We start from the raw sequence: 22583 nt of genomic DNA, 5'->3' as shown, positions 1-22583 counted from the left end.
TTTCACTTAAAATCCAAGTCTTTCCATCCCCTTATAACGGAATTTTTCTCTTGCAAAAGGATTTTATTTTTGATAAACTATATGTAACCTTTAAAACGTTACATAGGAGAAGCGACATGTTTGATGCAAAAAAACTAAAAGAAAGACGCCTGGAAAAAGGCTTGACCCAAGCAGATGTCTACGAGGATCTCAAAATTTCTCGCAAGACTTACTCCAGTTGGGAGAATGGCTTAGCGGAGCCACACGAAAAAAATCTCAGGAGGTTGGCCAAGCGCCTCTCCGTTAAAGAGGACTACTTTATTAACAAAGAGTCTGCACTCTACACCTACCCTTTATTAACCCCACCTCATCAAAAGAAAGTCGACCAATTGGCCAGCCAGTTATTAGAGCAGCAGCAAAAAGTTGTTTCCTTGACGGCTTATAAGGTTCTTTCAATTGAGCTGGCAGCTGGTTTAGGACATACCTTTTATGATAACGAAACAGACTATGAAACCGTCTATTTTGACAAAGAGATCCAGCATGACTTCGCATCTTGGGTATCCGGAAATTCCATGGAACCTCTCTACCCCAATGGCTCTGTTGCCCTCATGAAGCAGACCGGATTTGACTATGATGGAGCTGTCTACGCCCTCATCTGGAATGGAAAAACTTACATCAAGAAAGTCTATCGGGAAGCGGAAGGCTTGCGCTTAGAATCCATCAACCCTGATTATGACGATTTATTTGCTCCTTATGAAGACGAGCCCAAAATCGTCGGCATTGTGGTCGGGCATTTCCTACCACTTGAGGTGTAAGTATGCTGTTTGATTATTCACGTGAGCCTCATTCTGATATTGCTTTTGTGGATATGAAAAGTTTTTATGCCAGCTGTGAGTGTGTCCGTCTGGGCCTAAATCCCCTGACCACTTCTCTTTGCGTCATGAGCCGGAGCGACAATTCTGCTGGTCTGATTTTGGCCAGCTCTCCCGTTTTCAAACAAGTCTTTGGCAAGAAAAATGTGAGCCGGAGCTACGACCTGCCTTTTGATCTCAAGACCAGAAAATTCAATAGCTACGTCGCCAAAAAACAAGGATTGCCAACAGATCCAGCCTTTATTGCATCCATTGAATCCTGGGCCAAGAGGACCCTGATTGTGCCACCACGCATGAATGCCTACATTCAGGTCAATATGGAGATTCAGAAGGTTTTTCAGGAATTTGCGGCACCCGATGATATATTTCCTTACTCGATCGACGAAGGCTTTATCGATCTGACTTCTTCCTTAAATTATTTTATTCCAGATTCCTCCCTTTCGCGAAAGGAAAAACTGGACCTTCTTTCTGCCAGGATCCAAAAAAAAATCTGGCAGGAAACTGGAATCTATTCTACCATTGGCCTCAGCAACGCCAATCCCCTTCTTGCCAAGCTAGCCTTGGACAATGAAGCCAAGCATTGTCGAAATATGCGCTCCAATTGGTCTTATGAAGATGTAGAAAGTAAGGTCTGGAAACTGCCCCAGCTCACTGATTTTTGGGGTATTGGACGTCGCACTGAAAAACGATTGCAAGGGATCGGGATCACGTCGATTGCTGAACTAGCTCAGGCCCACCCAGATCTCTTAAAGAAAGAATTCGGAGTCATGGGTCTTCAACTTTGGTTCCATGCTCATGGCATTGATGAAAGCAATGTCCACAAGCCTTATCGTCCGAAATCACGAGGCATTGGTAACTCTCAAATCTTGCCCTATGACTACCATCTACAAGCCGACATTGAACTGGTATTTCGGGAGATGGCTGAACAGGTGGCTATTCGCTTGCGACGGAAAAAAAAGAAGACCCAGCTGGTCTCCATTCATGCCTCCTACTCCAAAATCGAGGGTCTTCCGTCCATTCACTGCCAGCAAAAGATTGAACCCACCCAATCTACCAAGGTTTTATCCGATACGGTTCTGCGGCTTTTTCGCTCCAAGTACAAAGGCGGAGCCATTCGGCAGATTGGTGTTTTTTATGGAGAACTTGTCGAGGAGTCCCTCCAATTCTTTTCTCTCTTTGATGATCCAGTAGCTCTGGAAAAAGAGGAAAAACTCCAGCAGACCATTGACCGCATTCGGGATCAATTTGGCTTTACCTCTCTTCAGAAAGGCTCCTCACTACTAGAAAACTCACGCGCCATTGCACGCAGTAAACTAACAGGTGGACATTCCGCAGGAGGCTTAGATGGATTAACATGATCGACCGTTCTTATCTCCCTTATCAATCCGCCCGCGAATTTCAAGATCGTGGCATGGCTAAGTGGGCCGGCTTCTTTTTATCCGAGCACACAACTGCCCTGCACACAAAAGAAATTGACTGCAGTCAGCTCACGATTCTTCCACTTGCTGAACAGATCCAGCTCCTGGAGCAGGCCTTCCAACAACAAACGACGATCTCGATCTCGACTCTAGAGGGGAATCAATTTGCAACCTACACAGGTTCGATTCACACCTTATCTGCTTCTGAGCTTCTTCTCAAAAGCGATGGCCACTACCACCGTCTCCTCGTGGACTCTATCATTTTTATTGAATCTGAGGAAACACCCTATGAAACCTATTCAGACTAAACACGAATTACAATTTGATTATTTTTCAGAGAATTACCACCAATTTGAGATGGACTTTTACAAGTGGGCCGCTACTTCTACACCGCTCGTCTTTTTAGAAGACGATATTCTCCACTCTATGGCAGCAGGCCAGCGAAACTACTTTCGTCTTCACCATACCAAAAGTCGGGATCATCGAGACCATTATTTCTATTTTAAGGTTTCCACACTCTCCCAATCACCCCTGACCCGTATTTACGCTTATACAGGCCATCACTTACAAAAGATAGATCCTCATCAGACAGAGAAAAAGGATAGCTTGATCTGAGAAGCTATCCTTTTTCTTAATTTATGGGATTCACTACAATCCTTACGAGTGATTAGAATCCATCTACGTTTGTGTAGATTTTTTGTACGTCCTCATCGTCTTCAAGAACGCTGTAAAGTTTTTCAAAGGTTTCCAAATCTTCACCTGACAACTCAACTTCTGATTGAGGAATCATTTCCAATTCTGTTACTTGGAATTCTTCGACACCTGATTCACGCAAAGCAACGATCGCTTTGTGAAGATCAGTTGGAGCAGTGTAGACTGTGATCGTTCCTTCTTCTGCTTCTACATCGTCTACATCAACATCTGCTTCAAGCAAAAGTTCAAAGATCGCATCCGCATCATCACCAGCAAAGACGATAACTCCCTTGTTGTCAAAGAGGTAAGATACAGAGCCTGAAGCTCCCATGTTACCACCGTTTTTACCAAAAGCAGCACGAACATTCGCCGCTGTACGGTTAACATTTGACGTCAAGGTATCAACGATCAACATAGAACCATTTGGTCCGAAGCCTTCATAACGTCCTTCTGTAAAGGTTTCATCCGTGTTTCCTTTTGCCTTATCGATCGCTTTATCAATCACGTGTTTTGGCACTTGCGCTTGTTTAGCACGGTCGATAACGAATTTCAAAGCAGTATTCAATTCTGGATCTGGTTCACCCTTTTTAGCGGCTACATAGATCTCAACACCAAATTTGGCATATACCTTTGAGTTGGCACCATCTTTGGCAGTTTTCTTGGCAACAATATTGGCCCATTTACGTCCCATGAGGATTCTCCTTAAATTTTTTCAAATTATTTTCAATCTTTTATATTATATCACAAATCATAAGACTTGGAAGAGTTTTTTGCGCATCATCCAGGATGGAACTACTCTACCAACCATCCATTATTCATCTCTTAGTCTCACCGGCACCCGGCCCCAGATTTGTTCAGGCAATTGGGGGTGACCTAGCTGATACACCTGATCCGCTTGCTGGCTCAAAGCATCCCAAGGTTCCTTACCGATTCGGGTCACGATTTCTACTGATTTTTTCAAGCCTTTGAGGTGGACTTGTCCCTTTGCGGAAAAACCTAAGACATGAATGGCATCGGGAAGAGCTTGATCCATCGCCCCTAGCAAGATGTAAGTCAAGATGCGACGGACTCGCGCCTTGGTATAGCGCTTGGTTGCGACTTTCTCCACCAGGTCTTCCACAGAACTAGCACTTCGAACCGCCTCCTTTAGCCGATTAGCCAGTTCTTCATTGACCTGAAAAATCTGTGTCAAATCCGGATGAGTTAGGATTTGATAACGGAGCAGTTGGTCATAATCCTCCCAAGACACCTGTGGAGCCGACTGAAAGAGTTGACTATTGGGCATGAATTTATCGACAAAGTCCTGATCTTCCTTGTGCAGGCGTAGACTAGTGGCAGAAGCATAGGCCACTTCTTTTTCTTCTGAATGGTAGCCTGCTCCCTGGCGCTGGACGGGCTTGAGCGCAATCCCCTTCCCAGCACAAGCCTTGGCATAAGCCAACCCTAGGATATGATTGGGAGTAGCTCCTGTGAACTCAACTCCAGCAAAGCTTTCCCACATTTTTTGGGTCTTTTGTGGATAGGATAAATCATCCGGAAGGCTTCGCAAGAAAGCTTCCATTTCCATTTTTTTCTCCGAGTAAACAGTTGCAATCGCTTGGTAATCTAAGACCTCTTCTGTCCCAAAGGTCAATTGGTCGATTCCCAGACGGAACAAGATCTCCACCGCTCCCTTGGCAAAATGATCCGCCGACTGAACAGCCACAAGAAAGGGGAGCTCGACCACCAGATCCGCTCCATTTTCCAAAGCCATCTGCGCCCGTGTCCACTTATCTACAATGGCAGGTTCACCACGTTGGACAAAATTTCCAGACATAGCAACAATTTTCAAACCCTCTGCCTGTTCCAGCAAATACTTGTGCCCATTGTGAAAAGGATTAAATTCTGCAATAATACCTGTAACTGTCATGCTGTCCTACTTCTGTGCTACAAAAAACCATCGTTTGCTGGTCTTTGTTGGCTCCTTATCTTCAAAGTCCGCGTATAATTTGAAAGATTTAAATCCAGCCTGCTCCAGCAAAATGTCATAGGTTAAAACTTCATAGGTGCGCTCCTCATGGACTTCATCGTGCCGACTAAAGCTGCCATCCTCCTCTTGGACAAAGAAGGTCAGCTCATGGACGATCGAGTGAGGGGCCGCATCCTCATAGGTATCCCAGAGCATGGCAAAATCTTCTGCATTTTCGTGATAAGAATAGCCCGGGAAAACCTCATCAGTCTGGTAGGTCGAATGCACATCAAAGATAAAGACCCCGTCTTCATTAAGGGCATTGTAGACTTCTTTGAAGACATCTCCTACTTCCACCTCGTCCTGCATATAGCAGATGGAATCAGAGTAGCAGGTCACAAAGTCGTAGGTACCCGCTTGCGACAGGTCCAGCATATTGCCCTCGATAAAAGCAATCTTTTGCTTGGCTGAAGCCGCTCTTTTTTCAGCAATCTTCAGCATATCAGCACTCAAGTCTAATCCTGTCACATCAAAACCAGCTTGGGAAAAGCGAACAGACTGAATCCCTGTCCCACAAGCCAATTCCAGTAATTTTTTCTTATCTTTTGTCTTTGGGAGATGGCGGAGGGAAAAATCCGTCCACAAATCATACAGGCTATCATCCATGACCGCATCATAGACCGCCGCAAACGTTTCATAAGTCGCCATATTCATGATACCAAGTCCGCCCGTAATCCGATAGAAAATTAGGGGAGTGAGACAGAACGAGTTTTCTTAGAAAATTCGTTCGTTGTCTCACCCCCGCAAGGCTGATTAGGTACTCTTCCGAGCTTAAAAAGCGAATGAAGAGTCCAATCAGCTACTGCGTCAAACAATAAATTTTTTAGTTAATAATTTGACATAGCCCTATCTATTTTCCGAGGATTACAGGACGGGTTCAAATCCTTTCTAAGATACAAAGAGCGTTAAAAGCAAAGTGAAAATAGGAAACTTTCTGCCGTATCGTCAGATACAAAGGAAGTTACTCTTTTTCTCACAGCTTTTAGCTCGTGTTCCGTTACCAAACTAACTTAACACGAGGCCCCATCCTTTCTTTCCATAGAATTTCAATTTAACCAACAAAACTCAGTTGCTACCAACTGAGTTTACCTGCTTATGCTAAGGCTGCTGAAAGATCGACAGCACTTGCTTCGTGCCATAGCTTTTCTAGGTTATAGTGGGCACGCATTTCTTCTGAGAAGACATGGACCACCACACCACCTAAGTCAAGAAGGACCCAACCTCCTGCTGAGTCACCTTCGACGTGACTGGCATTGCCACCAGCTTCAACGACTTTCTCGCGAATATTTTCTGCGATCGCTTCCAACTGACGGCTGTTCATAGAGCTTGCGATAACAAAGTAATCTGTCACGCTGGTCAAGCTTTGAACATCTAAAGCTACAATGTCTTCTGCACGTTTTTCATCGGCAGCTTTAACAACAAGTTCAAGTAATTCTTTTTCTTTCATTTAGTCCTCTTTCTTTAAAAAATTGTTTTGTAGTCTAAGACATCCGCAAAACGTTCTGCCCAAATATTTTCATAAAATTCATTAAGCGTTTCTGCTGGGATGTCCTCTCCATCAAAGGTTGTGACAGCTCCTTCTGGAACGACCAGCTTATAGCCGTATTCAAATCCCACTTTGACGGATGTATCGACACAATATTCTGTCTGCATGCCACACAGAACCAGTTGTTCAATCCCTTGTTGATCCAAGTATTCTTTTAATCCTGTCTCTTTAAACATACTATTGTATCGCTTCTGAAATACCTTTTCATTTGCCTGTCTCTTCAACAGGGGCGATAACTGCCAATCTTCTGAAGTGAAAGCCTCTGGCGTTTCAATATGCTGCATGTAGATGATTTCAATCTGCTGTTTTCTAGCCTGTTCTTGTAAATAAGCAATCTTCTCCAGAAGCTTTTCTGTCTCAAAACCTGTTTCCACGAGAATATTTTGAACATCAATAATGATTAAAGCTGTTTTCACTCACTGCTCCTCTTTCAAATACTTCACAAAGGCATTGTAGGTTTCAAGGGTTTGGGGATAAATCGGCAATCCTTGGTGAGCCAGGTGTTCGACTGTGCGAGCCGTCTCATAGGCCACGGCACGATCCAAGGAGACTTGGGCGATTTTACGAGCTTGATCTACCCCTGGGAAATCCCGATTGTGTTCAATATAATCTGCCACATAGACAATCTTGTCTAAGGTTGACATCCGCCCACTTCCGACCGTGTGAATCTCAATACTGCGAAGAATGGCTGGATCTGTCAATCCGAGATCTTCTTGGATCTTATAAATCCCGACCATCCCATGCCAGACATTGTTGCCCCAGTTTTTTAATGCAGGATCTAGCTCATAGCGATCAATCAAGTCCAAAAATTCCTGATCCGATAATTTCTTAGCATAATCATGTAACAAACCTGCTAGGCCAGCCTGCTCTTCATCAGCCCCATAGCGTTTAGCCAAGTCACGCGCAGCCTTCTCAACCCCTAAACAGTGGGTTAGGCGCTTTTCTGGCAGGATTTGACGCATTTTTTCAAGCAAGACATCACGAGAAAAGCCAAGGTAGTTTTCATAGGTCATTAATACAAACCTTCTTTCTTGATGTAGTCCAAGACTGGTTTTGGCAACATAAAATTCGGCGTCCGGCCTTTAGCAAGAAAATCGCGCACCATGCTCGAGGAGATATCCATTAGGGGAACATCCACCCATATCACCGGATAAGAAGTCCCTGCTTTATAGCGTGGTCGCTGTACTCCGACAAATTGCACAATCTCCACCAATTCATCAATACGATGCCATTTGGGTAAATAATCCACCATATCTGCACCAATAATGAAGTAATAGTCTGTGTCTGGATCGCGTTCATTGAGCAAGATCATGGTGTCATAGGTATAGGAAATCCCTTTGCGCTCGAGTTCAATAGTCTCGATTTCAAGACCTTCAATGCCTTCAATGGCTAATTCCAGCATCTTGAGACGATGGTGCTCTGCAATCGTCCCCTTAGCATCGACATGCGGCGGCTCGTACTCAGGCATCAAGAGCACCTTATCTAACCCTAATTGTTGGCGCACTTGATCCGCAACGACCAAATGGGCATTGTGGACCGGATTGAAATTCCCACCCAAAATACCAACTTGTTTGCGTTTCTTGTCTTTGATCTCTGGCTCTAACTCTACCTTCGTAAAGGGAGTCAATAGTTCAATTGCCATATACCTGCTCTCCTGTGTCTCTTAGATTTCTTTTACTTTGACTGAAATCTTCCGGTTTTCTTTTTTGCTTGATTGTTTATACAAGATGAGGATTCGTCCAATTTTTTGAACCGTATCCACACCGATTTCTTCTTCCAAGATTTCTGCTACTTCATGGATGTTTTCATCCGTATTTTGAAGAAGAGTCACCTTGATCAGTTCGCGCGCATCTAGCGCTTGGCGCACACTGGTTTTGATTTGGTCATTGAGCCCGTTTTTCCCGATTTGGATAATCGGTTTGAGGCTGTGGGCTTGGCTATTGAGGAAAGCCCGTTGTTTGGATGTTAATGTCATATTTTTACTTCCTTTTTTCTTGATCATTATTTTAAGTGGTGGGGACGGCCGGAACTAATTTTTCAAAGATCTCATCTTTGAAAAATGGATTTCCTCACCTCAAAATGGAGCCTTGGTCTCCATTTTGCCCTTGCCAATCTCACGATTGGCAACTACACCACGGCAATAACGATCGCTTTATGAGCTCACTTTGTTCGCTCTTCAGATATATTTTTTCCTGTTTTTTTAAATAATAGCTTTGCGGGTGACGACAGCGACGCCTTCTGGTGCCCAGACGGCTACTTTGGCTTCCCCATTGACGCGGATCCAGCCGAGTCCAGAGATGACGAGGTCTGTCTTGTCCTTGATGGTAAACTCATGGGAAATCAAGGGTGGGAATTCTTCTTTTTCCTTGCTGTTAGGGGGAGTTAATAAGCTACCTACATGCTTATCATAAAAGGCCGTCGCTCCTTCGAGCTTGGTCCGATGAAGCTTGAGTTCGTTATCAAAGAAGGCGGTGAAACCTTGCTTTTCTCCCTTGATAAAGTCAAAGCGTCCCAGACCACCCAAGAAGAGGGTTTGCTCTGGGTTGAGTTGGTAGGTCTTGGGCTTGATTTCCTTTTTAGGGCTGACATACTTGAGGTTTTTAGCCGTCAAGTAGTGAGCCATCTGGTGGCGATGTATAATCCCTGGTGTATCGTAGATATAGGATCCATCATCCAATGGGATTTCGATCTTGTCCAGTGTTGTCCCAGGGAAGCGAGAAGTTGTAATAATATCCTTATCGCCTGTGATTTCTTGGATAATCGCATTGATGAGGGTCGACTTCCCAACGTTGGTCACACCCACCACGTAGACATCACGTCCCTTACGGTGCTGCTCAATCTTTTCCATCAAGTCCTTGATAGCACTCTTGTTTTGGGCAGAGGTGAGGACCACATCGACAGGACGCATGCCTTCTTCGTGGGCTCGCTCCATCAACCAATGGGTCACCTTGCTATCCTTGACAGACTTGGGCAAGATGTCTTTTTTGTTTCCGACCAAGAGGACATCATTTCCTGCTACAAAACGGGGCAAGCCAGGAATGACGGAGCCATTAAAGTCAAAAATATCGACTACATTGACCACAAGAGCATCACTATCTCCTACCTCGTGTAGCAATTTCAGGAAATCATCATCTGTCAGATGCACATCTGTGATTTCATTATAGTGACGAAGACGAAAACAGCGTTGGCAATAGACTTCGCCTGTTTCCAATCCCTTTTCAAGAGCTGATTGGGGAGTATAGCCTAGCCCCTCTTTGTTTTCTGTCTGAATGGGGGCTCCACAGCCAATACAGAATAATTCTTCCATTCTTAAATTCCTTTTTTGTATACAATCGGACCATATTTTTCGGCCATTTGCTTCATGACACGGCGTTCACGCGCCCGGTTGATCTGGGTCTTGATGGAATCGTGCTCGACCAAAGGCTTGACCAAAATCGAACGAATGCCCGCCCGATGAGCCGCCCGGATGTCGGTCATCAATTGATCCCCCACCATAACCACTTCATTTTTCTCATAGTGGAAACGTTTGAGGGCCCGATCAATCCCAAAAGTAAAGGGCTTGAGCGACCAAGCTTCATAGTCAATATCAAATTTCTCAACCGCACGCTTGACCCGTTTGGGACTATTATTGGACACCACGATAACCCGAATCCCCCCATCACGAAGGTCATGCAACCACTGGCGCATCTCAGGGGTACCATCCGGATTATTCCAAGCAATCAAGGTATTATCCAAATCCACAAGGACCGCCTTGATGCCCTGTTTTTTCAAGTCTGCAACGGTGAGATCATAGGCTGCTTCCACCGCAAAATCTGGTTTGTAATTTTCGATTGACACGTTTTTCTCCATTTTTTATACTCCTTTCATTGTAGCATAAAAAGACCCATTTTGCACTCGCTTCACGACTAAAACAACGACAGACTCCTATCAGGTCAATTTCACTGCTCAAAAAATAGACAAAATCCTTACAAAGTTCCAAAAACATGGTATAGTAGAAGAAAAAGAACTCGGAATTTTTTATGAAACAAACAAGCTTAAAAGAGGTCTCTCCTCTTCTCCAGCGCATCATTAATTGGTCGTCCATCATTGGAGCTCTTGGGACCTTGGCCTTTTGTATCTGGGCCTACTTTGCTGGCATCCTTCAATCCAAGGAAACTTTGTCAGCTTTTATTCTCCAAGCAGGCATCTTTGGACCCCCTCTCTTTATCTTTCTTCAGATCCTTCAGACAGTAGTCCCTATTATTCCCGGTGCCCTGACATCTGTAGCAGGTGTTTTCATCTACGGCCACATCATTGGGACTATCTACAATTACATCGGCATCGTAATCGGCTGTGCCATTATTTTCCACCTTGCGAGAATGTACGGGCCTAAGTTCGTCCAATCCATGGTCAGTCAGAAGACCTATGACAAGTACATTGGCTGGCTCAATGAAGGCAAGCGGTTCGATCGCTTCTTTATCTTCATGATGATCTGGCCAGTTAGTCCTGCCGACTTCATCTGTATGCTTGCAGGTCTGACCAATATGACCTTCAAACGCTACATGACCATCATCATCCTCTGCAAACCCATCACCCTGGTCATCTACACCTACGGCCTGACCTATATCATCGATTATTTCTGGAAAATGGTCTAAAGCATGACACCACCTCCTAATTGACTAGGAGGTGGTGTTTTTGTAAAAAAGAGAAACTTAACCAATTTTTTTAAATTACTCTCTATATGGTTATCCCATTCCATTTATGAGTTCATATCAGTAAGTGTAGTAAGCACTGATACGTTTACATTCATTAATATAAATCTTCCAAACTTCTATATTCAACGACTTCATTTTTAATAACATTTTTTTCAAATTCAAAATGGTTAAGTGGGTTATCAATCAATACCAATCTTGGAATATCGTCGAGATTAGTGACTAGAGATAGAATAAAATCCGATTGATATTCCTTAGCTTTCTCAAATTCTTTGGAGGTCAAACGAATACGTCCTTTAGGTTTTCGGATACCTTTAACCTCAGCAAGGTATGAATGTTCTTGAACATCTACTTGGAAATCATATCCATCACCATAAAGACGGGCATCAGTCAATTGGCCACCTTGAAATTTCTCTTCCTTATCAAAATGGTGTATGAAATAGTTCTCTGCTTCCATTCCAGTTTCTTGTAGGCGTTTGAATTTCGTCCGAACAATTGGCTTTTCAACGATGGTTATACCTGTTTTCTTCCCTTCACTTGCAAGCAGCATTTTGACTATTTCTGCAAAACTGTGAACATCCTCATTTCCAAACATCGTGTCAATTAAATCTTTTCGAAAACGGTAGACTTCAGCTTTTTGCCACCAACCTTTTCGATTGTTATCAAAATAGGGGTCGAATAAATCCATTCTATTTTTGACGACACCCGTTGTTTCTGCAACGCCTAAAGAAACTATGTAACGATAAAACTCGGATTTACTAGAGCATTGAAATTCCTTTATAAAAGTATCATCAAACTTAGCAAGACCATAGCCAATCAAGTTTAACAATTCATAGTGAGGGTGTTTAGACATAACTTTCTCCATCAGTAGATATTGATTTCATTATACCAAAAAAACACGGCATTCCGCCGTGTTTCTAGGTTTATTTCACCAACTTCTTCATCTCATCAATACGTGCAACAGTTGCGTCGTATTTGGCTTGGTAGTCGGCTTGTTTGTCGCGTTCTTTTTGGACAACTTCTGGTTTGGCATTGGCTACGAAGCGTTCATTAGAGAGCTTCTTACCGACCATATCCAGTTCTTTTTGCCATTTGGCCAATTCTTTTTCAAGACGAGCCAATTCTTCTTCGACATTGAGAAGGTCAGCGAGTGGCAAGTAGATTTCTGCCCCCGTGATGATGCTTGACATAACCAAGTCAGGTACTTCGACATCTGCTGCAATTTCCAAGTGTTCTGGATTTGTGAAGCGTTTGATGTAGTTAACGTTGTCATTGAAGAAGGCATCGAGCTTGCTGTCGCTTGTCTTAATCAAGATAGTGATTGGCTTGCTTGGCGCTACGTTCACTTCTGCACGTGAGTTACGAACAGAGCGAATCACATCTTTAAGAGCTTCAACGCCGGTTGCTGCTTCTTCGTTTTCAAACTCTGGACGAACCACTGGGTATTCCGCAGTCACGATCGTTCCTTCAGAGATTTGGCCGTAAATTTCTTCAGTCACGAATGGCATGATTGGGTGAAGGAGACGCAAGATTTGATCCAAGGTGTATAGAAGGACAGAACGAGTGATGACTTTTTCGGCCTCATTGTCGCTATAAAGCACTTCCTTAGTCAACTCAACATACCAGTCAGCAAACTCGTCCCAGATGAAGTTGTAGAGGATGTGACCAGCCACACCAAACTCAAACTTATCAAAGTTTTCAGCGACCTTACCGATCGTTTCGTTGAGGTTGTGGAGAATCCAACGGTCTGTGACGTTTCCTGCTTGACCAGCAGCCACTTTAGCCACATTTTCACGTGCCGCATCCAAGGTCAATCCTTCATTGTTCATGAGGATGTAACGTGAGATGTTCCAAATCTTGTTAATGAAGTTCCAAGACGCATCCATTTTCTCGTAAGAGAAGCGCACGTCTTGACCTGGTGCAGAACCGTTTGAAAGGAACCAACGGAGGGCATCAGCACCATATTTCTCGATAACATCCATTGGGTCAATACCGTTACCGAGTGACTTAGACATCTTACGTCCTTGCTCGTCACGAATGAGTCCGTGGATAAGGACGTTTTGGAATGGCTGACGACCAGTGAATTCCAATGATTGGAAGATCATACGAGACACCCAGAAGAAGATGATATCGTAACCTGTTACCAAGGTTGACGTTGGGAAGTAACGTTTGAAGTCTTCTGAGTCGACATCAGGCCAGCCCATAGTAGAGAATGGCCAAAGGGCAGAGCTGAACCAAGTATCCAAGACATCTTCGTCTTGTTTCCATCCGTCACCTTCTGGCGCTTCTTCGCCAACGTACATTTCACCCTCAGCATTGTACCAAGCAGGGATTTGGTGACCCCACCAGAGTTGACGAGAGATCACCCAGTCATGGACATTTTCCATCCACTGAAGGAAGGTGTCGTTGAAACGAGGTGGGTAGAATTCTACCTTATCGTCTGTGTCTTGGTTAGCAATAGCATTTTTCGCCAATTGATCCATCTTGACGAACCATTGCGTAGATAAGCGTGGCTCAACCATAACCCCTGTACGCTCTGAGTGACCAACTGAGTGGGTCATCTTCTCAATCTTAACAAGGGCACCAATTTCTTCTAACTTCTTGATAACAGCCTTACGAGCTTCAAAGCGGTCCATGCCATTGAATTCACCAGCCAATTCATTCATGGTACCATCATCGTTCATAACGTTCACTTGTGGAAGATTATGACGTTGACCAACCAAGAAGTCATTAGGGTCGTGGGCAGGAGTGATCTTCACCACACCAGTACCGAATTCAGGGTCAGCGTGTTCGTCCCCTACGATTGGGATTGGCTTGTTCAAGATTGGCAAGATAACATTTTGACCAATCAAGTCTTTATAACGGTCATCATTTGGGTTAACCGCTACGGCAGTATCCCCAAACATAGTCTCAGGACGTGTCGTTGCTACTTCAAGGGCACGTGAACCGTCTTCCAACATGTAGTTCATGTGGTAGAAGGCACCTTCGACATCCTTGTGAATAACCTCGATATCAGAAAGGGCTGTACGAGCTTTTGGATCCCAGTTGATGATAAATTCACCACGGTAGATCCAGCCCTTCTTGTAAAGCTCTACAAAGACCTTACGAACGGCTTTTGACAACCCTTCATCAAGGGTGAAACGCTCACGAGAGTAGTCTACAGAGAGCCCCATCTTGCCCCATTGTTGCTTGATAGTAGTGGCATACTCGTCTTTCCATTCCCAAACCTTATCGAGGAATTTCTCACGCCCCAGGTCATAACGAGAGATGCCGTCCTCAGCTAAACGGGCTTCTACTTTAGCTTGAGTGGCAATCCCAGCATGGTCCATCCCTGGAAGCCAAAGCGTATCAAAGCCTTGCATGCGTTTTTGACGGATGATAATATCTTGCAACGTTGTATCCCAAGCGTGACCAAGGTGAAGTTTCCCAGTTACGTTTGGTGGTGGAATAACGATTGAATAAGGCTTAGCCTTTTTATCGCCAGAAGGCTTGAAAACATCTTCGTCAAGCCATTTTTGGTAACGACCAGCCTCAACCTCGGCTGGATTATATTTAGGTGAAAGTTCTTTAGACATGTGTGTGTCCTTTCTAGTTATTTCTTTTTAATGTTTATTTTGAGCTTCCCACTCACTCTTTAGCAAGCCGTATCTCAAATCATCACAGCGGTTGCCTTGAGCATCTTTGCGGTCTCTTATGCGAGCTTCGAGGGTAAAGCCAAGCTTTTCCGCGACTCGTTGACTTTGGGCATTGTAACCAAAGCAAGACAATTCTATCTTGTGAAGGTTCAATTCTTTAAAAGCTAGATCAATCAAAGCACGCGCCGCTTCAGGCACATAGTTTCGCCCCCAATAGTCTGGGTGCAAGGTATAGCCAATCTCCAGCACATCGTCTTCGTGGCGATGGTTGAAGTCAACAGAGCCAATGATTTTATTGGTTCCTTTGACCACAATGCCGTAACCAGCTGGAAGATTTTCTTTTTGATTGCGATCGGGAAGGATATGCTCTAGGTAATAGATCTCGTCTTCCAAGGTCTTGACGGGTGGAAAACCTGCTGGGTAAGAGACTTCTGGAAGACTAGCGTAAGCATGGATGTCCTCTGCATCAGCCACTGTTCGGACTCGTAAGACCAGACGCTCCGTTTCGATTCGTTCTGGCAGTTCAGCTCTTGTCATTCTTCTTCCTCGCTTTCTTGATAAAGCACCCCATGGGATCGACTCGGTCATCCAGATAACGGTAAACACGCTGATGGCCGTCCCCCATAAAGTAAGTCGGAGCAAAACGGTCATTTTTAAAATGCCCCTTGTCATCTAGGAGCTCTGGATCAGCCAGTCGCTCAAGAATCTTAGCAAAGATATGGCAGATGCCATCTTCCTCGATAATCCGATCTACCTGGCAATCCAAGACGACTGGACAAGCCTCCAAAATCGGAGCCTGAGTTCGTTCAGAAATCTCGTAGTCAAGCCCCAGGTGTTTCAATTTCTCCCGATGGCTGATAAACCCAGCCTGCTCCATCTCAAGCATAAAGTTTTCATCAGGGATGTTCACAGTGAACTGTTGATAATGCTTAATCTGGTCAGCCGCATTTTCCTCACTACCAACCCCGATGACCAGCCAATCTCCCAGGCTATAAGAGGAACTGCAGGTCGTGATATTGTGCCCAAAGTTCTTGTCCTGATACCCCAAGATGAAAATCGGAAAGCCATAGTAGAGTTTACTAGTGTTAAAAGATTGTTTCATGACAAGCTCCTTCAGCTAGGGTTGCAAAAAGAAAAATCGCCCCTGTCATCAATCTGACAGGGACGAATGTGTTAATCCGCGGTACCACCCAATTTCGGGCAATGCCCGCAACTTTGTTTATTTCATTTTCATCCATTAGCAACCAGTTTTGTCACATTTGTGGACTTCTCAGCACCGCCACTTTCTGTAAAATGTGGGATTCAAAACACCTCTAATAGGTTCATTTTAGCAAGTTTTCTTGGAAATAGCAAGAAATCACAAAAGCGATTATTTAAATTTAACGCCTAGTTCTTTCAATTTCTTGATTGTAGCTGGGCCGATTCCTTTAAGGGCCAACAACTCTTTTTCTGTCCAGTTTGCGAAGTCCGCAACAGAGCGAATACCTTCATCATAGAATGTTTGCGCACGATCAAGTGCCACACCTTCCAAACTTGCAGCAAATTCTTCCACTGAAGAAGCTGCTTGTTTCACCTCTTTCGCCACTGCTTTTGTAGCTTTCTCAACCTTTTTAGGTGCTTCTTTCACAGCTGCAGTTACAGTTGCGACAGCTTTTTTCAAAAGATGTCTATTTTGATGCTTGTATTGTTTCGCACGGTTTACGTTCTTCTTTGCCATTTTTCCTCCTAAATTCAGTGATCAATTCCTAAGGCAACAAGGTTTCATCACCATAATTCCATTCAAAAATCCGTTGATGTCATTTCAACTTTTTTATTGTATCACAATCCCCTAAAAAATCAAGTCATTGCTCAATTTTCAGGTAAATCTAGCTAGTAAAACGCCTTCAATAAGGCCATTTAATATTTTCTTTCACCAAAGAGCCCATCAGGTAAATCATGAAATCCTTTTCCAGCATGGAAATTTTCAAACTTCCCTTGCAAGAACTGATAAGCGTCCAAACGGCTTTCATAGCGAATCATAGCGATTTTCGCTCGTTCATCCTGGTCTTCATCAAAAACCTTCTTACTTTCTTCGAGAGCCATTTCATTGATCATGACCTGGGTCTTGATCCACTCCTCAAACTCCTTCATAAACTCTGTTTCGTAACTCATCTTTACTCCATTCCTCTATAAAAATCCGTATCGATCTCCCGATAAGGTTGAATGTCCTGAACATACTCCAAGACTCCTTGAAACTCTCCAGCTTCATCACGCACGGCTGCATAGGTGACATGGACAAATTTCCCACGCGATTCTGATTTGAACCACATTTCATACTTGTCTTTTTTCCCTTCACGAAGCCCCTGCATAATCGCTTTGACCTTCTCCAAGTATTTCGGAGGGTGACACAGCTCAACATTGCGTCCTACCTGCGAAGGCGTCCTCTTAAAAATCATTTCCTCAAAAGGCGCAGCATCATTGTAATATTGGAAAATATCATCCTTATTGACAAAGGTGATCTCCATTGGTAACTGGTTCAAGATTAAATTCGCTTGCTCCACAGAGAGAAAGCCATGGCCAAAAGCTTGTGGTTGCTTGCGATCGAAGCTCTCTTCTTTTTTCTTAGGCGTGAAGGTAATGGTCAATTGCCCCTCAGGAGTTTCAATGACCTGACGGTGCTCATCTCCTTTTGAAGAAGGAAGTGGTTCAGTTGAACCTTCTGACTCTTTCGACGCTTCCTCCTTAAAGTCCACACGTTTCGGCACCCATTTCTCACTTGGGAGAATAATGGCATAACCATAAGTATCACTTTCTTCTGCAATGGAGAGCCAGTCATCCTGGGTAAAGGACTCCAGCAAAATCATCAAGAGGATCGACTCCTCCTTGAAGATCATGCCCTCAAACTCTTGTGCAAAGGCTTCAAAGAGCTCCTTGACTTCAGAAATACTAGATTCCGGTAATTTCTTGGCCGCATCCAAAGCTTTCGCAAAGAGTTCTCGAATCTGGTCATCTACTCCCCACATCACTTTTGGTGGGGAATCATGCCCATATTTTTCCATAATCGGAAACATCAACTCTTCCTTGCGACGGTAATGCCGGTCAAATTGACCCACCAAGCCCAGCTGACGTAACAAGCCCTTATGAATCTCCTGAATCATCTCAGGATCCTCAGTCGTCTCATAATTGTCTAGCAAGCGACGGACCCGCATCATAGCGGCTCGAAGGGCTAAGTTCTCCTGTTTAAAGATCTGAACTGGGTGACCTGGATGGTCTGTATCTGCCACTTCGACCCCTTGAACAGCATTCTTAAAGAGATTGGCATGGACATCACAAAGCTCCATAACATCTTCAAAAGTAACACCTGCATCTGAGTTCATCAGTTCATGCTCCATAAGAGAGATCTCAATCGCAGACACCCCTGCAAAAGTCGCATCAAACCGTTCCTGAACCGATTCAGGGGAAGCTCCATGATGAAGCTCTAATAAGATGTCTCTTAAGACGTGAATTCGTTCATCACTCATTAGTCTAGCCCCACTACTTCATAGCCATTAGCCTCTAGTGTTCGCACAATCTTCTCCATAGGCGTACCTTCTAATTTTGATCCTTGTTTTAAGGAAACCTTGCGCCCAACTGTATTGCGCATGATCGGATTGGCTAAGGGTTTAAAGCCCAACTCCACTAACAAATCCAATACCTCCGGATGTTGATCAATAACTTGAGCCACTGGAATCGATACATCAATAACATTGTCCATTTTCCTATTTCCTTTACTCATTTCGTTCATTTTCACTTCTTCACTAACTTCACGACAGCCTCTGTCCTTGCCGTATGTGGAAACATGTCCACTGATTGAATGTATTCAACCCGATAAACCTTTGTCAAAGCTACCAAATCCCTTGACAAAGTCGATACATTACAAGAGACATAGACCATCTTGTCAGGTGCATAGTGCAATAAGGTCTCGATCAATTTCGCCCCTAAACCCGTACGGGGTGGATCCACAATGACTGCATCTGCTCGATAGCCTTCTTTGTACCAACGAGGAATAATTTCCTCAGCCGTCCCAGCTTCATAGTGGGTATTATCAAATCCCATCCGTTTAGCATTGTATTTGGCATCTTCAATCGCTTCAGGAATGATATCCATCCCCCGAACACTTTTCACTCTATTAGCAAAAGCAAACCCAATCGTTCCAACCCCACAGTAGGCATCTATCAAGTGATCCTCTGGAGAAACATCTAAAGCCTTAACCGCCTCACTATACAACACCTCAGTCTGCTCTGGATTCAACTGGTAAAAGGCTCGAGGAGAGAGGGAGAATTCATAATCCAAAACGCCTTCAAGAATAGCCTCTTCACCCCAAATAATCTGTGTTTGTTCGCCATAGATTTCACTGGAGCGAGACGTATTTTTATTAACAGCAACGGTGACAATCTCAGGGTGTTTCTTGACCAAGTCTTCCACTAAATCCTTTAAATTAATCTGCCGACTGGTGACTACAATGATCTGAACTTGACCAGACTTCCGAGCTCGTCGAACCATCATAGTTCTGACACCCAGTTCTTTACGCTCATCAGCAATCGGAATCTGATAGTAAGTCAATAAATCCGCAAGATCATTGGCAATCGCTTGAATAACCGGATCTTGGACCAAACAATCTTTTAATTCTACCAAATAATGTGAATTTTGAGCATAAAGACCCGCCTTAACCTGGCCTTTGAATTTCCTTGTTTGAAATTGCAATTTTGCCCGATAGTAAAGTGGCTCCTGCATTCCGATTGTCGGCCGAATAGCATACTGTTCAAAGCCTTCAGGTGAGAATTTCTTCAAGGCCTGTTGCAATAAATCTTTCTTAAACTCCAGCTGCTTGTCATACTTTAAATGCATGATTTGACAACCACCACAGGTCTCATAGATATCACACATGGGCGTCACCCGATACTTAGATGCCTTATTCACAGATAGGAGTTTGGCTTCCGCAAAATTTTTCTTGACACTTGTAATTTGACAGAAAATATCCTCGCCCTTTAAAGCCCCAGGCACAAAGACAAGTGTTTTTTTATAAAAGCCAATCCCTTCTCCGTTAATTCCCATTCGTTTAATTTTCAAAGGAATTTTTTGTTTTACTTTAACGTTCATATCCCTATCTTAACACATTTTTCGGTATAATAAAAACATGAAAATTACAAAACTAGAAAAGAAAAAAAGACTCTACCTCCTTGAGTTAGACAACGATCAAAAACTATATATTACGGAAGACACCATCGTCAAATATTTCCTTTCCAAAGAGAAAGAAATCAGTGAAGAAGAGCTAAAAGAAATCCAAGAGTTTGCACAATACTCCTATGGTAAAAACCTGGCCCTTTACCATCTTTCTTTTAAAGCTCGGACAACAAAAGAAGTCCGAGACTACCTTACAAAATATGAGATTGATGCTGCCATTATTGATAAAGTGGTTCAACACCTCACAGAAGAAAAGTGGTTAGATGATCGTCAATATGCAAGAAACTTGATAGAGGCCAACCTTCTCAGTGGCGATAAGGGCCCTGTCTTATTACAACAAAAGATTCAACAAAAAGGGATCCCAAAATCAATCCTTCAAGAAATGCTTGCAGACTATGATTTTACTGAAGTTATCAACCGGACTTCAAAAAAACTTCTAAAAAAATACCAGGGAAAATATCCATTAAAAGCCATAGAAACGAAGATCATCCAAGCACTTATCTCAAAAGGATTTCCATATAACCAAGCACAAATAGCTTTGCAAAATCTCGAACTCGAAGCAGATGAAGAAACAACCAATGAACTCATCCTAAAAGAGTTAGAAAAACAGTATCGTAAATACAGTAAAAAATATGAAGGGTATGATTTACAGCAACGTCTAACACAATCACTTGCAAGAAAAGGATATGATTATACAGATATTAAATCAGCTATCAGAGAATTTTTAGATTAAAAACCTCTTTCAATCAGATCAATTGAAAATTTCGTAGAAAAAAACAAAAAAAATTGAAAAAATATGATACAATATAGAAGATGTACTTAGATTGTAGAAAGTTGGTAAGTTATGAAACTACCTAAAGAAGGCGACTTTATTACAATTCAAAGTTATAAACATGATGGCAGTTTACACCGAACATGGCGTGACACCATGGTATTAAAGATAACCGAAAATGCAATTATTGGAGTAAATGATCATACACTTGTAACTGAAAGTGATGGCAGACGTTGGATTACACGTGAACCAGCAATTGTTTATTTCCATAAAAAATATTGGTTTAACATCATCGCCATGATCCGTGACAATGGTGTGTCCTACTACTGTAATTTAGCAAGTCCATTTCTTATCGACCAGGAAGCCTTAAAATACATCGACTACGATCTCGATGTCAAGGTCTTTACCAATGGTGAAAAAAAATTATTAGATGTTGAAGAATATGAGCAACATAAAGAAAAAATGGGCTATTCAGATGACATTGACTACATTTTAAAGGAAAATGTTAAAGTACTAGTTGATTGGATAAACCAAAACAAAGGTCCTTTTTCTGAGGAATACATCAAAATTTGGTATAACCGTTATGTTGAACTGCGAAACAAATAAAGTTGGAAAGAGCGAAAGCTCTTTTTTTCATATAACAAACTACAAAAAAAGCCTAATGATAACATTAGACTTTTTTAAAATACTATCGGGAAGACAGGATTCGAACCTGCGACACCTTGGTCCCAAACCAAGTACTCTACCAAGCTGAGCTACTTCCCGAACTAAAGCTTACGCTTTATGCACCCTAGAGGAGTCGAACCTCTAACCGCCTGATTCGTAGTCAGGTACTCTATCCAGTTGAGCTAAGGGTGCTCTTTCTTATTCAATTCTTACATAGTCTTGCGACCATGCACCCTAGAGGAGTCGAACCTCTAACCGCCTGATTCGTAGTCAGGTACTCTATCCAGTTGAGCTAAGGGTGCTTCTTCTCTAACCTAAGTCTATGCCGAGGACCGGAATCGAACCGGTACGATCGTTACCAATCGCAGGATTTTAAGTCCTGTGCGTCTGCCAGTTCCGCCACCCCGGCTGCCTCAAGCGAACGACGGGATTCGAACCCGCGACCCCCACCTTGGCAAGGTGGTGTTCTACCACTGAACTACGTTCGCATCTGTTTCTTTATATAAAAAAATGCCGGCTACATGACTTGAACACGCGACCCTCTGATTACAAATCAGATGCTCTACCAACTGAGCTAAGCCGGCTCATTATTATTCTTCTATGCGGGTTAAGGGACTTGAACCCCCACGCCGTAAAGCGCCAGATCCTAAATCTGGTGCGTCTGCCAATTCCGCCAAACCCGCTATAATGACCCGTACTGGGCTCGAACCAGTGACCCATTGATTAAAAGTCAATTGCTCTACCAACTGAGCTAACGAGTCGTATCATTATCTGCTAGAAACTAAGTTTCTACGGTCCCGACGGGAATCGAACCCGCGATCTTCGCCGTGACAGGGCGACGTGATAACCGCTACACTACGGGACCTATGGGAGTTAACGGGATCGAACCGCTGACCCTCTGCTTGTAAGGCAGATGCTCTCCCAGCTGAGCTAAACTCCCAAATGAGCCTAGATCTCTCTAGACTCAATCTCTTGCTAAGCGACTACCTTATCTCACAGGGGGCAACCCCCAACTACTTCCGGCGTTCTAGGGCTTAACTGCTGTGTTCGGCATGGGTACAGGTGTATCTCCTAGGCTATCGTCACTTAACTCTGAATGCT

The 22583-nt window shown here is 43.5% G+C and carries 26 protein-coding genes, 10 tRNA genes and 1 rRNA gene; 7 read left to right on the top strand and 30 right to left on the bottom strand.

Features of this window, described 5'->3' with window-relative positions; translation table 11 throughout:
- The first annotated feature begins 116 nt into the window (after positions 1-116).
- Genes QM830_RS00185 through QM830_RS00170 form a run of 4 tightly spaced genes read left to right on the top strand, consistent with a single transcriptional unit; the run spans position 117 to position 2884 of the window.
- Positions 117-794, top strand: coding sequence for a helix-turn-helix domain-containing protein (locus QM830_RS00185; RefSeq protein WP_031575880.1), 678 nt, complete (start codon positions 117-119; stop codon positions 792-794).
- 2 nt (positions 795-796) lie between these two features.
- Complete coding sequence (locus tag QM830_RS00180) at positions 797-2209, top strand: Y-family DNA polymerase (RefSeq protein ID WP_414325025.1); 1413 nt, start codon at positions 797-799, stop codon at positions 2207-2209.
- Positions 2206-2577 (top strand): hypothetical protein, encoded by a 372-nt coding sequence (locus tag QM830_RS00175; RefSeq protein ID WP_414325024.1) that lies wholly within the window; start codon positions 2206-2208, stop codon positions 2575-2577. Before QM830_RS00180 ends, QM830_RS00175 begins: the two co-directional genes overlap by 4 nt.
- Positions 2558-2884 carry a DUF5960 family protein gene (locus QM830_RS00170; RefSeq protein WP_003005875.1) on the top strand — a complete coding sequence of 109 codons (327 nt, stop codon included), beginning with the start codon at positions 2558-2560 and terminating at the stop codon, positions 2882-2884. Before QM830_RS00175 ends, QM830_RS00170 begins: the two co-directional genes overlap by 20 nt.
- 52 nt (positions 2885-2936) lie before the next feature.
- On the opposite strand, the gene QM830_RS00165 is transcribed toward QM830_RS00170, so the two are convergent.
- The 10 genes from QM830_RS00165 to QM830_RS00120 all read right to left on the bottom strand — a co-directional run bounded on the left by QM830_RS00165 (position 2937) and on the right by QM830_RS00120 (position 10353).
- A complete protein-coding gene (locus QM830_RS00165) occupies positions 2937-3653 on the bottom strand; it encodes a YebC/PmpR family DNA-binding transcriptional regulator (protein ID WP_368403408.1) in 717 nt (238 codons plus the stop codon).
- Between the two features lie 120 nt (positions 3654-3773).
- A complete protein-coding gene (locus QM830_RS00160; RefSeq protein WP_414325023.1) occupies positions 3774-4871 on the bottom strand; it encodes a nucleotidyltransferase in 1098 nt (365 codons plus the stop codon).
- A 6-nt stretch (positions 4872-4877) separates the two neighbouring features.
- Complete coding sequence (locus tag QM830_RS00155; RefSeq protein ID WP_414325778.1) at positions 4878-5618, bottom strand: class I SAM-dependent DNA methyltransferase; 741 nt, start codon at positions 5616-5618, stop codon at positions 4878-4880.
- A gap of 445 nt (positions 5619-6063) precedes the next feature.
- Positions 6064-6417, bottom strand: a complete 354-nt coding sequence (gene rsfS, locus QM830_RS00150; protein WP_003014310.1) for a ribosome silencing factor — start codon at positions 6415-6417, stop codon at positions 6064-6066.
- Between the two features lie 14 nt (positions 6418-6431).
- The gene (locus tag QM830_RS00145; protein ID WP_414325021.1) at positions 6432-6932 is read right to left on the bottom strand and encodes a cysteine hydrolase family protein; all 501 of its coding nucleotides are present in this window, start codon (positions 6930-6932) and stop codon (positions 6432-6434) included.
- Positions 6933-7529: a bis(5'-nucleosyl)-tetraphosphatase (symmetrical) YqeK gene (gene yqeK, locus QM830_RS00140; RefSeq protein ID WP_414325019.1), complete on the bottom strand. Its 597-nt coding sequence runs from the start codon at positions 7527-7529 to the stop codon at positions 6933-6935. It abuts the gene before it with no gap.
- The gene (locus QM830_RS00135) at positions 7529-8158 is read right to left on the bottom strand and encodes a nicotinate-nucleotide adenylyltransferase (protein ID WP_049491277.1); all 630 of its coding nucleotides are present in this window, start codon (positions 8156-8158) and stop codon (positions 7529-7531) included. Before QM830_RS00135 ends, yqeK begins: the two co-directional genes overlap by 1 nt.
- Before the next feature lie 21 nt (positions 8159-8179).
- Positions 8180-8491 carry a ribosome assembly RNA-binding protein YhbY gene (gene yhbY / locus QM830_RS00130; RefSeq protein WP_006595720.1) on the bottom strand — a complete coding sequence of 104 codons (312 nt, stop codon included), beginning with the start codon at positions 8489-8491 and terminating at the stop codon, positions 8180-8182.
- Positions 8492-8716: 225 nt separating this feature from the next.
- On the bottom strand, positions 8717-9823 hold the full coding sequence (gene yqeH, locus QM830_RS00125) for a ribosome biogenesis GTPase YqeH (protein ID WP_414325018.1): 1107 nt from the start codon (positions 9821-9823) through the stop codon (positions 8717-8719).
- A gap of 2 nt (positions 9824-9825) precedes the next feature.
- Positions 9826-10353 carry a YqeG family HAD IIIA-type phosphatase gene (locus tag QM830_RS00120; RefSeq protein ID WP_045759146.1) on the bottom strand — a complete coding sequence of 176 codons (528 nt, stop codon included), beginning with the start codon at positions 10351-10353 and terminating at the stop codon, positions 9826-9828.
- A 182-nt stretch (positions 10354-10535) separates the two neighbouring features.
- Here QM830_RS00120 and QM830_RS00115 point away from each other — a divergent pair, with 182 nt between their 5' ends.
- Positions 10536-11150, top strand: coding sequence for a TVP38/TMEM64 family protein (locus QM830_RS00115; protein ID WP_009732361.1), 615 nt, complete (start codon positions 10536-10538; stop codon positions 11148-11150).
- 154 nt (positions 11151-11304) lie between these two features.
- Here QM830_RS00115 and QM830_RS00110 read toward each other — a convergent pair whose 3' ends face one another.
- From QM830_RS00110 to rlmD, 9 genes are all read right to left on the bottom strand, one after another.
- Positions 11305-12060, bottom strand: a complete 756-nt coding sequence (locus QM830_RS00110) for a DUF3883 domain-containing protein (RefSeq protein WP_342977559.1) — start codon at positions 12058-12060, stop codon at positions 11305-11307.
- 70 nt (positions 12061-12130) lie between these two features.
- A complete protein-coding gene (locus QM830_RS00105) occupies positions 12131-14782 on the bottom strand; it encodes a valine--tRNA ligase (protein ID WP_414325017.1) in 2652 nt (883 codons plus the stop codon).
- A 27-nt stretch (positions 14783-14809) separates the two neighbouring features.
- On the bottom strand, positions 14810-15379 hold the full coding sequence (locus QM830_RS00100) for a GNAT family N-acetyltransferase (RefSeq protein WP_414325015.1): 570 nt from the start codon (positions 15377-15379) through the stop codon (positions 14810-14812).
- Positions 15366-15944, bottom strand: a complete 579-nt coding sequence (locus tag QM830_RS00095; protein WP_414325014.1) for a flavin reductase family protein — start codon at positions 15942-15944, stop codon at positions 15366-15368. Before QM830_RS00095 ends, QM830_RS00100 begins: the two co-directional genes overlap by 14 nt.
- A 267-nt stretch (positions 15945-16211) precedes the next feature.
- The gene (locus QM830_RS00090; RefSeq protein WP_003011968.1) at positions 16212-16559 is read right to left on the bottom strand and encodes a helix-hairpin-helix domain-containing protein; all 348 of its coding nucleotides are present in this window, start codon (positions 16557-16559) and stop codon (positions 16212-16214) included.
- 179 nt (positions 16560-16738) lie between these two features.
- Positions 16739-16993, bottom strand: coding sequence for a DUF1912 family protein (locus QM830_RS00085; protein WP_013903179.1), 255 nt, complete (start codon positions 16991-16993; stop codon positions 16739-16741).
- 2 nt (positions 16994-16995) lie between these two features.
- Positions 16996-18342, bottom strand: coding sequence for a DUF438 domain-containing protein (locus tag QM830_RS00080; RefSeq protein ID WP_414325012.1), 1347 nt, complete (start codon positions 18340-18342; stop codon positions 16996-16998).
- On the bottom strand, positions 18342-18575 hold the full coding sequence (locus tag QM830_RS00075) for a DUF1858 domain-containing protein (protein WP_003005810.1): 234 nt from the start codon (positions 18573-18575) through the stop codon (positions 18342-18344). Before QM830_RS00075 ends, QM830_RS00080 begins: the two co-directional genes overlap by 1 nt.
- A gap of 32 nt (positions 18576-18607) precedes the next feature.
- Complete coding sequence (rlmD, locus tag QM830_RS00070) at positions 18608-19960, bottom strand: 23S rRNA (uracil(1939)-C(5))-methyltransferase RlmD (RefSeq protein ID WP_414325010.1); 1353 nt, start codon at positions 19958-19960, stop codon at positions 18608-18610.
- Positions 19961-19997: 37 nt separating this feature from the next.
- Here rlmD and recX point away from each other — a divergent pair, with 37 nt between their 5' ends.
- Positions 19998-20777 carry a recombination regulator RecX gene (gene recX, locus QM830_RS00065; protein WP_009732352.1) on the top strand — a complete coding sequence of 260 codons (780 nt, stop codon included), beginning with the start codon at positions 19998-20000 and terminating at the stop codon, positions 20775-20777.
- Between the two features lie 111 nt (positions 20778-20888).
- Positions 20889-21422, top strand: a complete 534-nt coding sequence (locus QM830_RS00060) for a DUF402 domain-containing protein (protein WP_009732351.1) — start codon at positions 20889-20891, stop codon at positions 21420-21422.
- Between the two features lie 85 nt (positions 21423-21507).
- Here the strand turns inward: QM830_RS00060 and QM830_RS00055 are convergent.
- From QM830_RS00055 to rrf, 11 genes are all read right to left on the bottom strand, one after another.
- Positions 21508-21581, bottom strand: a tRNA-Pro gene (locus tag QM830_RS00055).
- Positions 21582-21600: 19 nt separating this feature from the next.
- Positions 21601-21674 (bottom strand) — tRNA-Arg (locus QM830_RS00050).
- Positions 21675-21710: 36 nt separating this feature from the next.
- Positions 21711-21784: transfer RNA gene (locus tag QM830_RS00045), tRNA-Arg, on the bottom strand.
- Positions 21785-21805: 21 nt separating this feature from the next.
- Positions 21806-21891: transfer RNA gene (locus tag QM830_RS00040), tRNA-Leu, on the bottom strand.
- 7 nt (positions 21892-21898) lie between these two features.
- Positions 21899-21970 (bottom strand) — tRNA-Gly (locus QM830_RS00035).
- Between the two features lie 23 nt (positions 21971-21993).
- A tRNA-Thr gene (locus QM830_RS00030) sits at positions 21994-22066 on the bottom strand.
- A 17-nt stretch (positions 22067-22083) separates the two neighbouring features.
- Positions 22084-22165: transfer RNA gene (locus QM830_RS00025), tRNA-Leu, on the bottom strand.
- A 5-nt stretch (positions 22166-22170) separates the two neighbouring features.
- Positions 22171-22243, bottom strand: a tRNA-Lys gene (locus QM830_RS00020).
- A gap of 31 nt (positions 22244-22274) precedes the next feature.
- Positions 22275-22347, bottom strand: a tRNA-Asp gene (locus QM830_RS00015).
- A gap of 2 nt (positions 22348-22349) precedes the next feature.
- A tRNA-Val gene (locus QM830_RS00010) sits at positions 22350-22422 on the bottom strand.
- 34 nt (positions 22423-22456) lie between these two features.
- A 5S ribosomal RNA gene (gene rrf, locus QM830_RS00005) occupies positions 22457-22572 on the bottom strand.
- Between the last annotated feature and the right edge of the window lie 11 nt (positions 22573-22583).

The organism is Streptococcus sp. OMI750 (assembly GCF_047463895.1).
Lineage (GTDB): Bacteria > Bacillota > Bacilli > Lactobacillales > Streptococcaceae > Streptococcus.
Note: the sequence above shows the minus strand (reverse complement) of the source record. Positions and strands in the feature narration are given on the sequence as shown.

What these genes read in the sequence shown, in the direction of transcription:
- QM830_RS00185 (WP_031575880.1), top strand. Translation starts at nt 117, where the DNA reads ATGTTTGATGCAAAAAAACTAAAAGAAAGACGCCTGGAAAAAGGCTTG.
- QM830_RS00180 (WP_414325025.1), top strand. Translation starts at nt 797, where the DNA reads ATGCTGTTTGATTATTCACGTGAGCCTCATTCTGATATTGCTTTTGTG.
- QM830_RS00175 (WP_414325024.1), top strand. Translation starts at nt 2,206, where the DNA reads ATGATCGACCGTTCTTATCTCCCTTATCAATCCGCCCGCGAATTTCAA.
- QM830_RS00170 (WP_003005875.1), top strand. Translation starts at nt 2,558, where the DNA reads ATGAAACCTATTCAGACTAAACACGAATTACAATTTGATTATTTTTCA.
- QM830_RS00165 (WP_368403408.1), bottom strand. Translation starts at nt 3,653, where the DNA reads ATGGGACGTAAATGGGCCAATATTGTTGCCAAGAAAACTGCCAAAGAT.
- QM830_RS00160 (WP_414325023.1), bottom strand. Translation starts at nt 4,871, where the DNA reads ATGACAGTTACAGGTATTATTGCAGAATTTAATCCTTTTCACAATGGG.
- QM830_RS00155 (WP_414325778.1), bottom strand. Translation starts at nt 5,618, where the DNA reads ATGGCGACTTATGAAACGTTTGCGGCGGTCTATGATGCGGTCATGGAT.
- rsfS (WP_003014310.1), bottom strand. Translation starts at nt 6,417, where the DNA reads ATGAAAGAAAAAGAATTACTTGAACTTGTTGTTAAAGCTGCCGATGAA.
- yqeK (WP_414325019.1), bottom strand. Translation starts at nt 7,529, where the DNA reads ATGACCTATGAAAACTACCTTGGCTTTTCTCGTGATGTCTTGCTTGAA.
- QM830_RS00135 (WP_049491277.1), bottom strand. Translation starts at nt 8,158, where the DNA reads ATGGCAATTGAACTATTGACTCCCTTTACGAAGGTAGAGTTAGAGCCA.
- yhbY (WP_006595720.1), bottom strand. Translation starts at nt 8,491, where the DNA reads ATGACATTAACATCCAAACAACGGGCTTTCCTCAATAGCCAAGCCCAC.
- yqeH (WP_414325018.1), bottom strand. Translation starts at nt 9,823, where the DNA reads ATGGAAGAATTATTCTGTATTGGCTGTGGAGCCCCCATTCAGACAGAA.
- QM830_RS00115 (WP_009732361.1), top strand. Translation starts at nt 10,536, where the DNA reads ATGAAACAAACAAGCTTAAAAGAGGTCTCTCCTCTTCTCCAGCGCATC.
- QM830_RS00110 (WP_342977559.1), bottom strand. Translation starts at nt 12,060, where the DNA reads ATGTCTAAACACCCTCACTATGAATTGTTAAACTTGATTGGCTATGGT.
- QM830_RS00105 (WP_414325017.1), bottom strand. Translation starts at nt 14,782, where the DNA reads ATGTCTAAAGAACTTTCACCTAAATATAATCCAGCCGAGGTTGAGGCT.
- QM830_RS00100 (WP_414325015.1), bottom strand. Translation starts at nt 15,379, where the DNA reads ATGACAAGAGCTGAACTGCCAGAACGAATCGAAACGGAGCGTCTGGTC.
- QM830_RS00095 (WP_414325014.1), bottom strand. Translation starts at nt 15,944, where the DNA reads ATGAAACAATCTTTTAACACTAGTAAACTCTACTATGGCTTTCCGATT.
- QM830_RS00090 (WP_003011968.1), bottom strand. Translation starts at nt 16,559, where the DNA reads ATGGCAAAGAAGAACGTAAACCGTGCGAAACAATACAAGCATCAAAAT.
- QM830_RS00085 (WP_013903179.1), bottom strand. Translation starts at nt 16,993, where the DNA reads ATGAGTTACGAAACAGAGTTTATGAAGGAGTTTGAGGAGTGGATCAAG.
- QM830_RS00080 (WP_414325012.1), bottom strand. Translation starts at nt 18,342, where the DNA reads ATGAGTGATGAACGAATTCACGTCTTAAGAGACATCTTATTAGAGCTT.
- QM830_RS00075 (WP_003005810.1), bottom strand. Translation starts at nt 18,575, where the DNA reads ATGGACAATGTTATTGATGTATCGATTCCAGTGGCTCAAGTTATTGAT.
- rlmD (WP_414325010.1), bottom strand. Translation starts at nt 19,960, where the DNA reads ATGAACGTTAAAGTAAAACAAAAAATTCCTTTGAAAATTAAACGAATG.
- recX (WP_009732352.1), top strand. Translation starts at nt 19,998, where the DNA reads ATGAAAATTACAAAACTAGAAAAGAAAAAAAGACTCTACCTCCTTGAG.
- QM830_RS00060 (WP_009732351.1), top strand. Translation starts at nt 20,889, where the DNA reads ATGAAACTACCTAAAGAAGGCGACTTTATTACAATTCAAAGTTATAAA.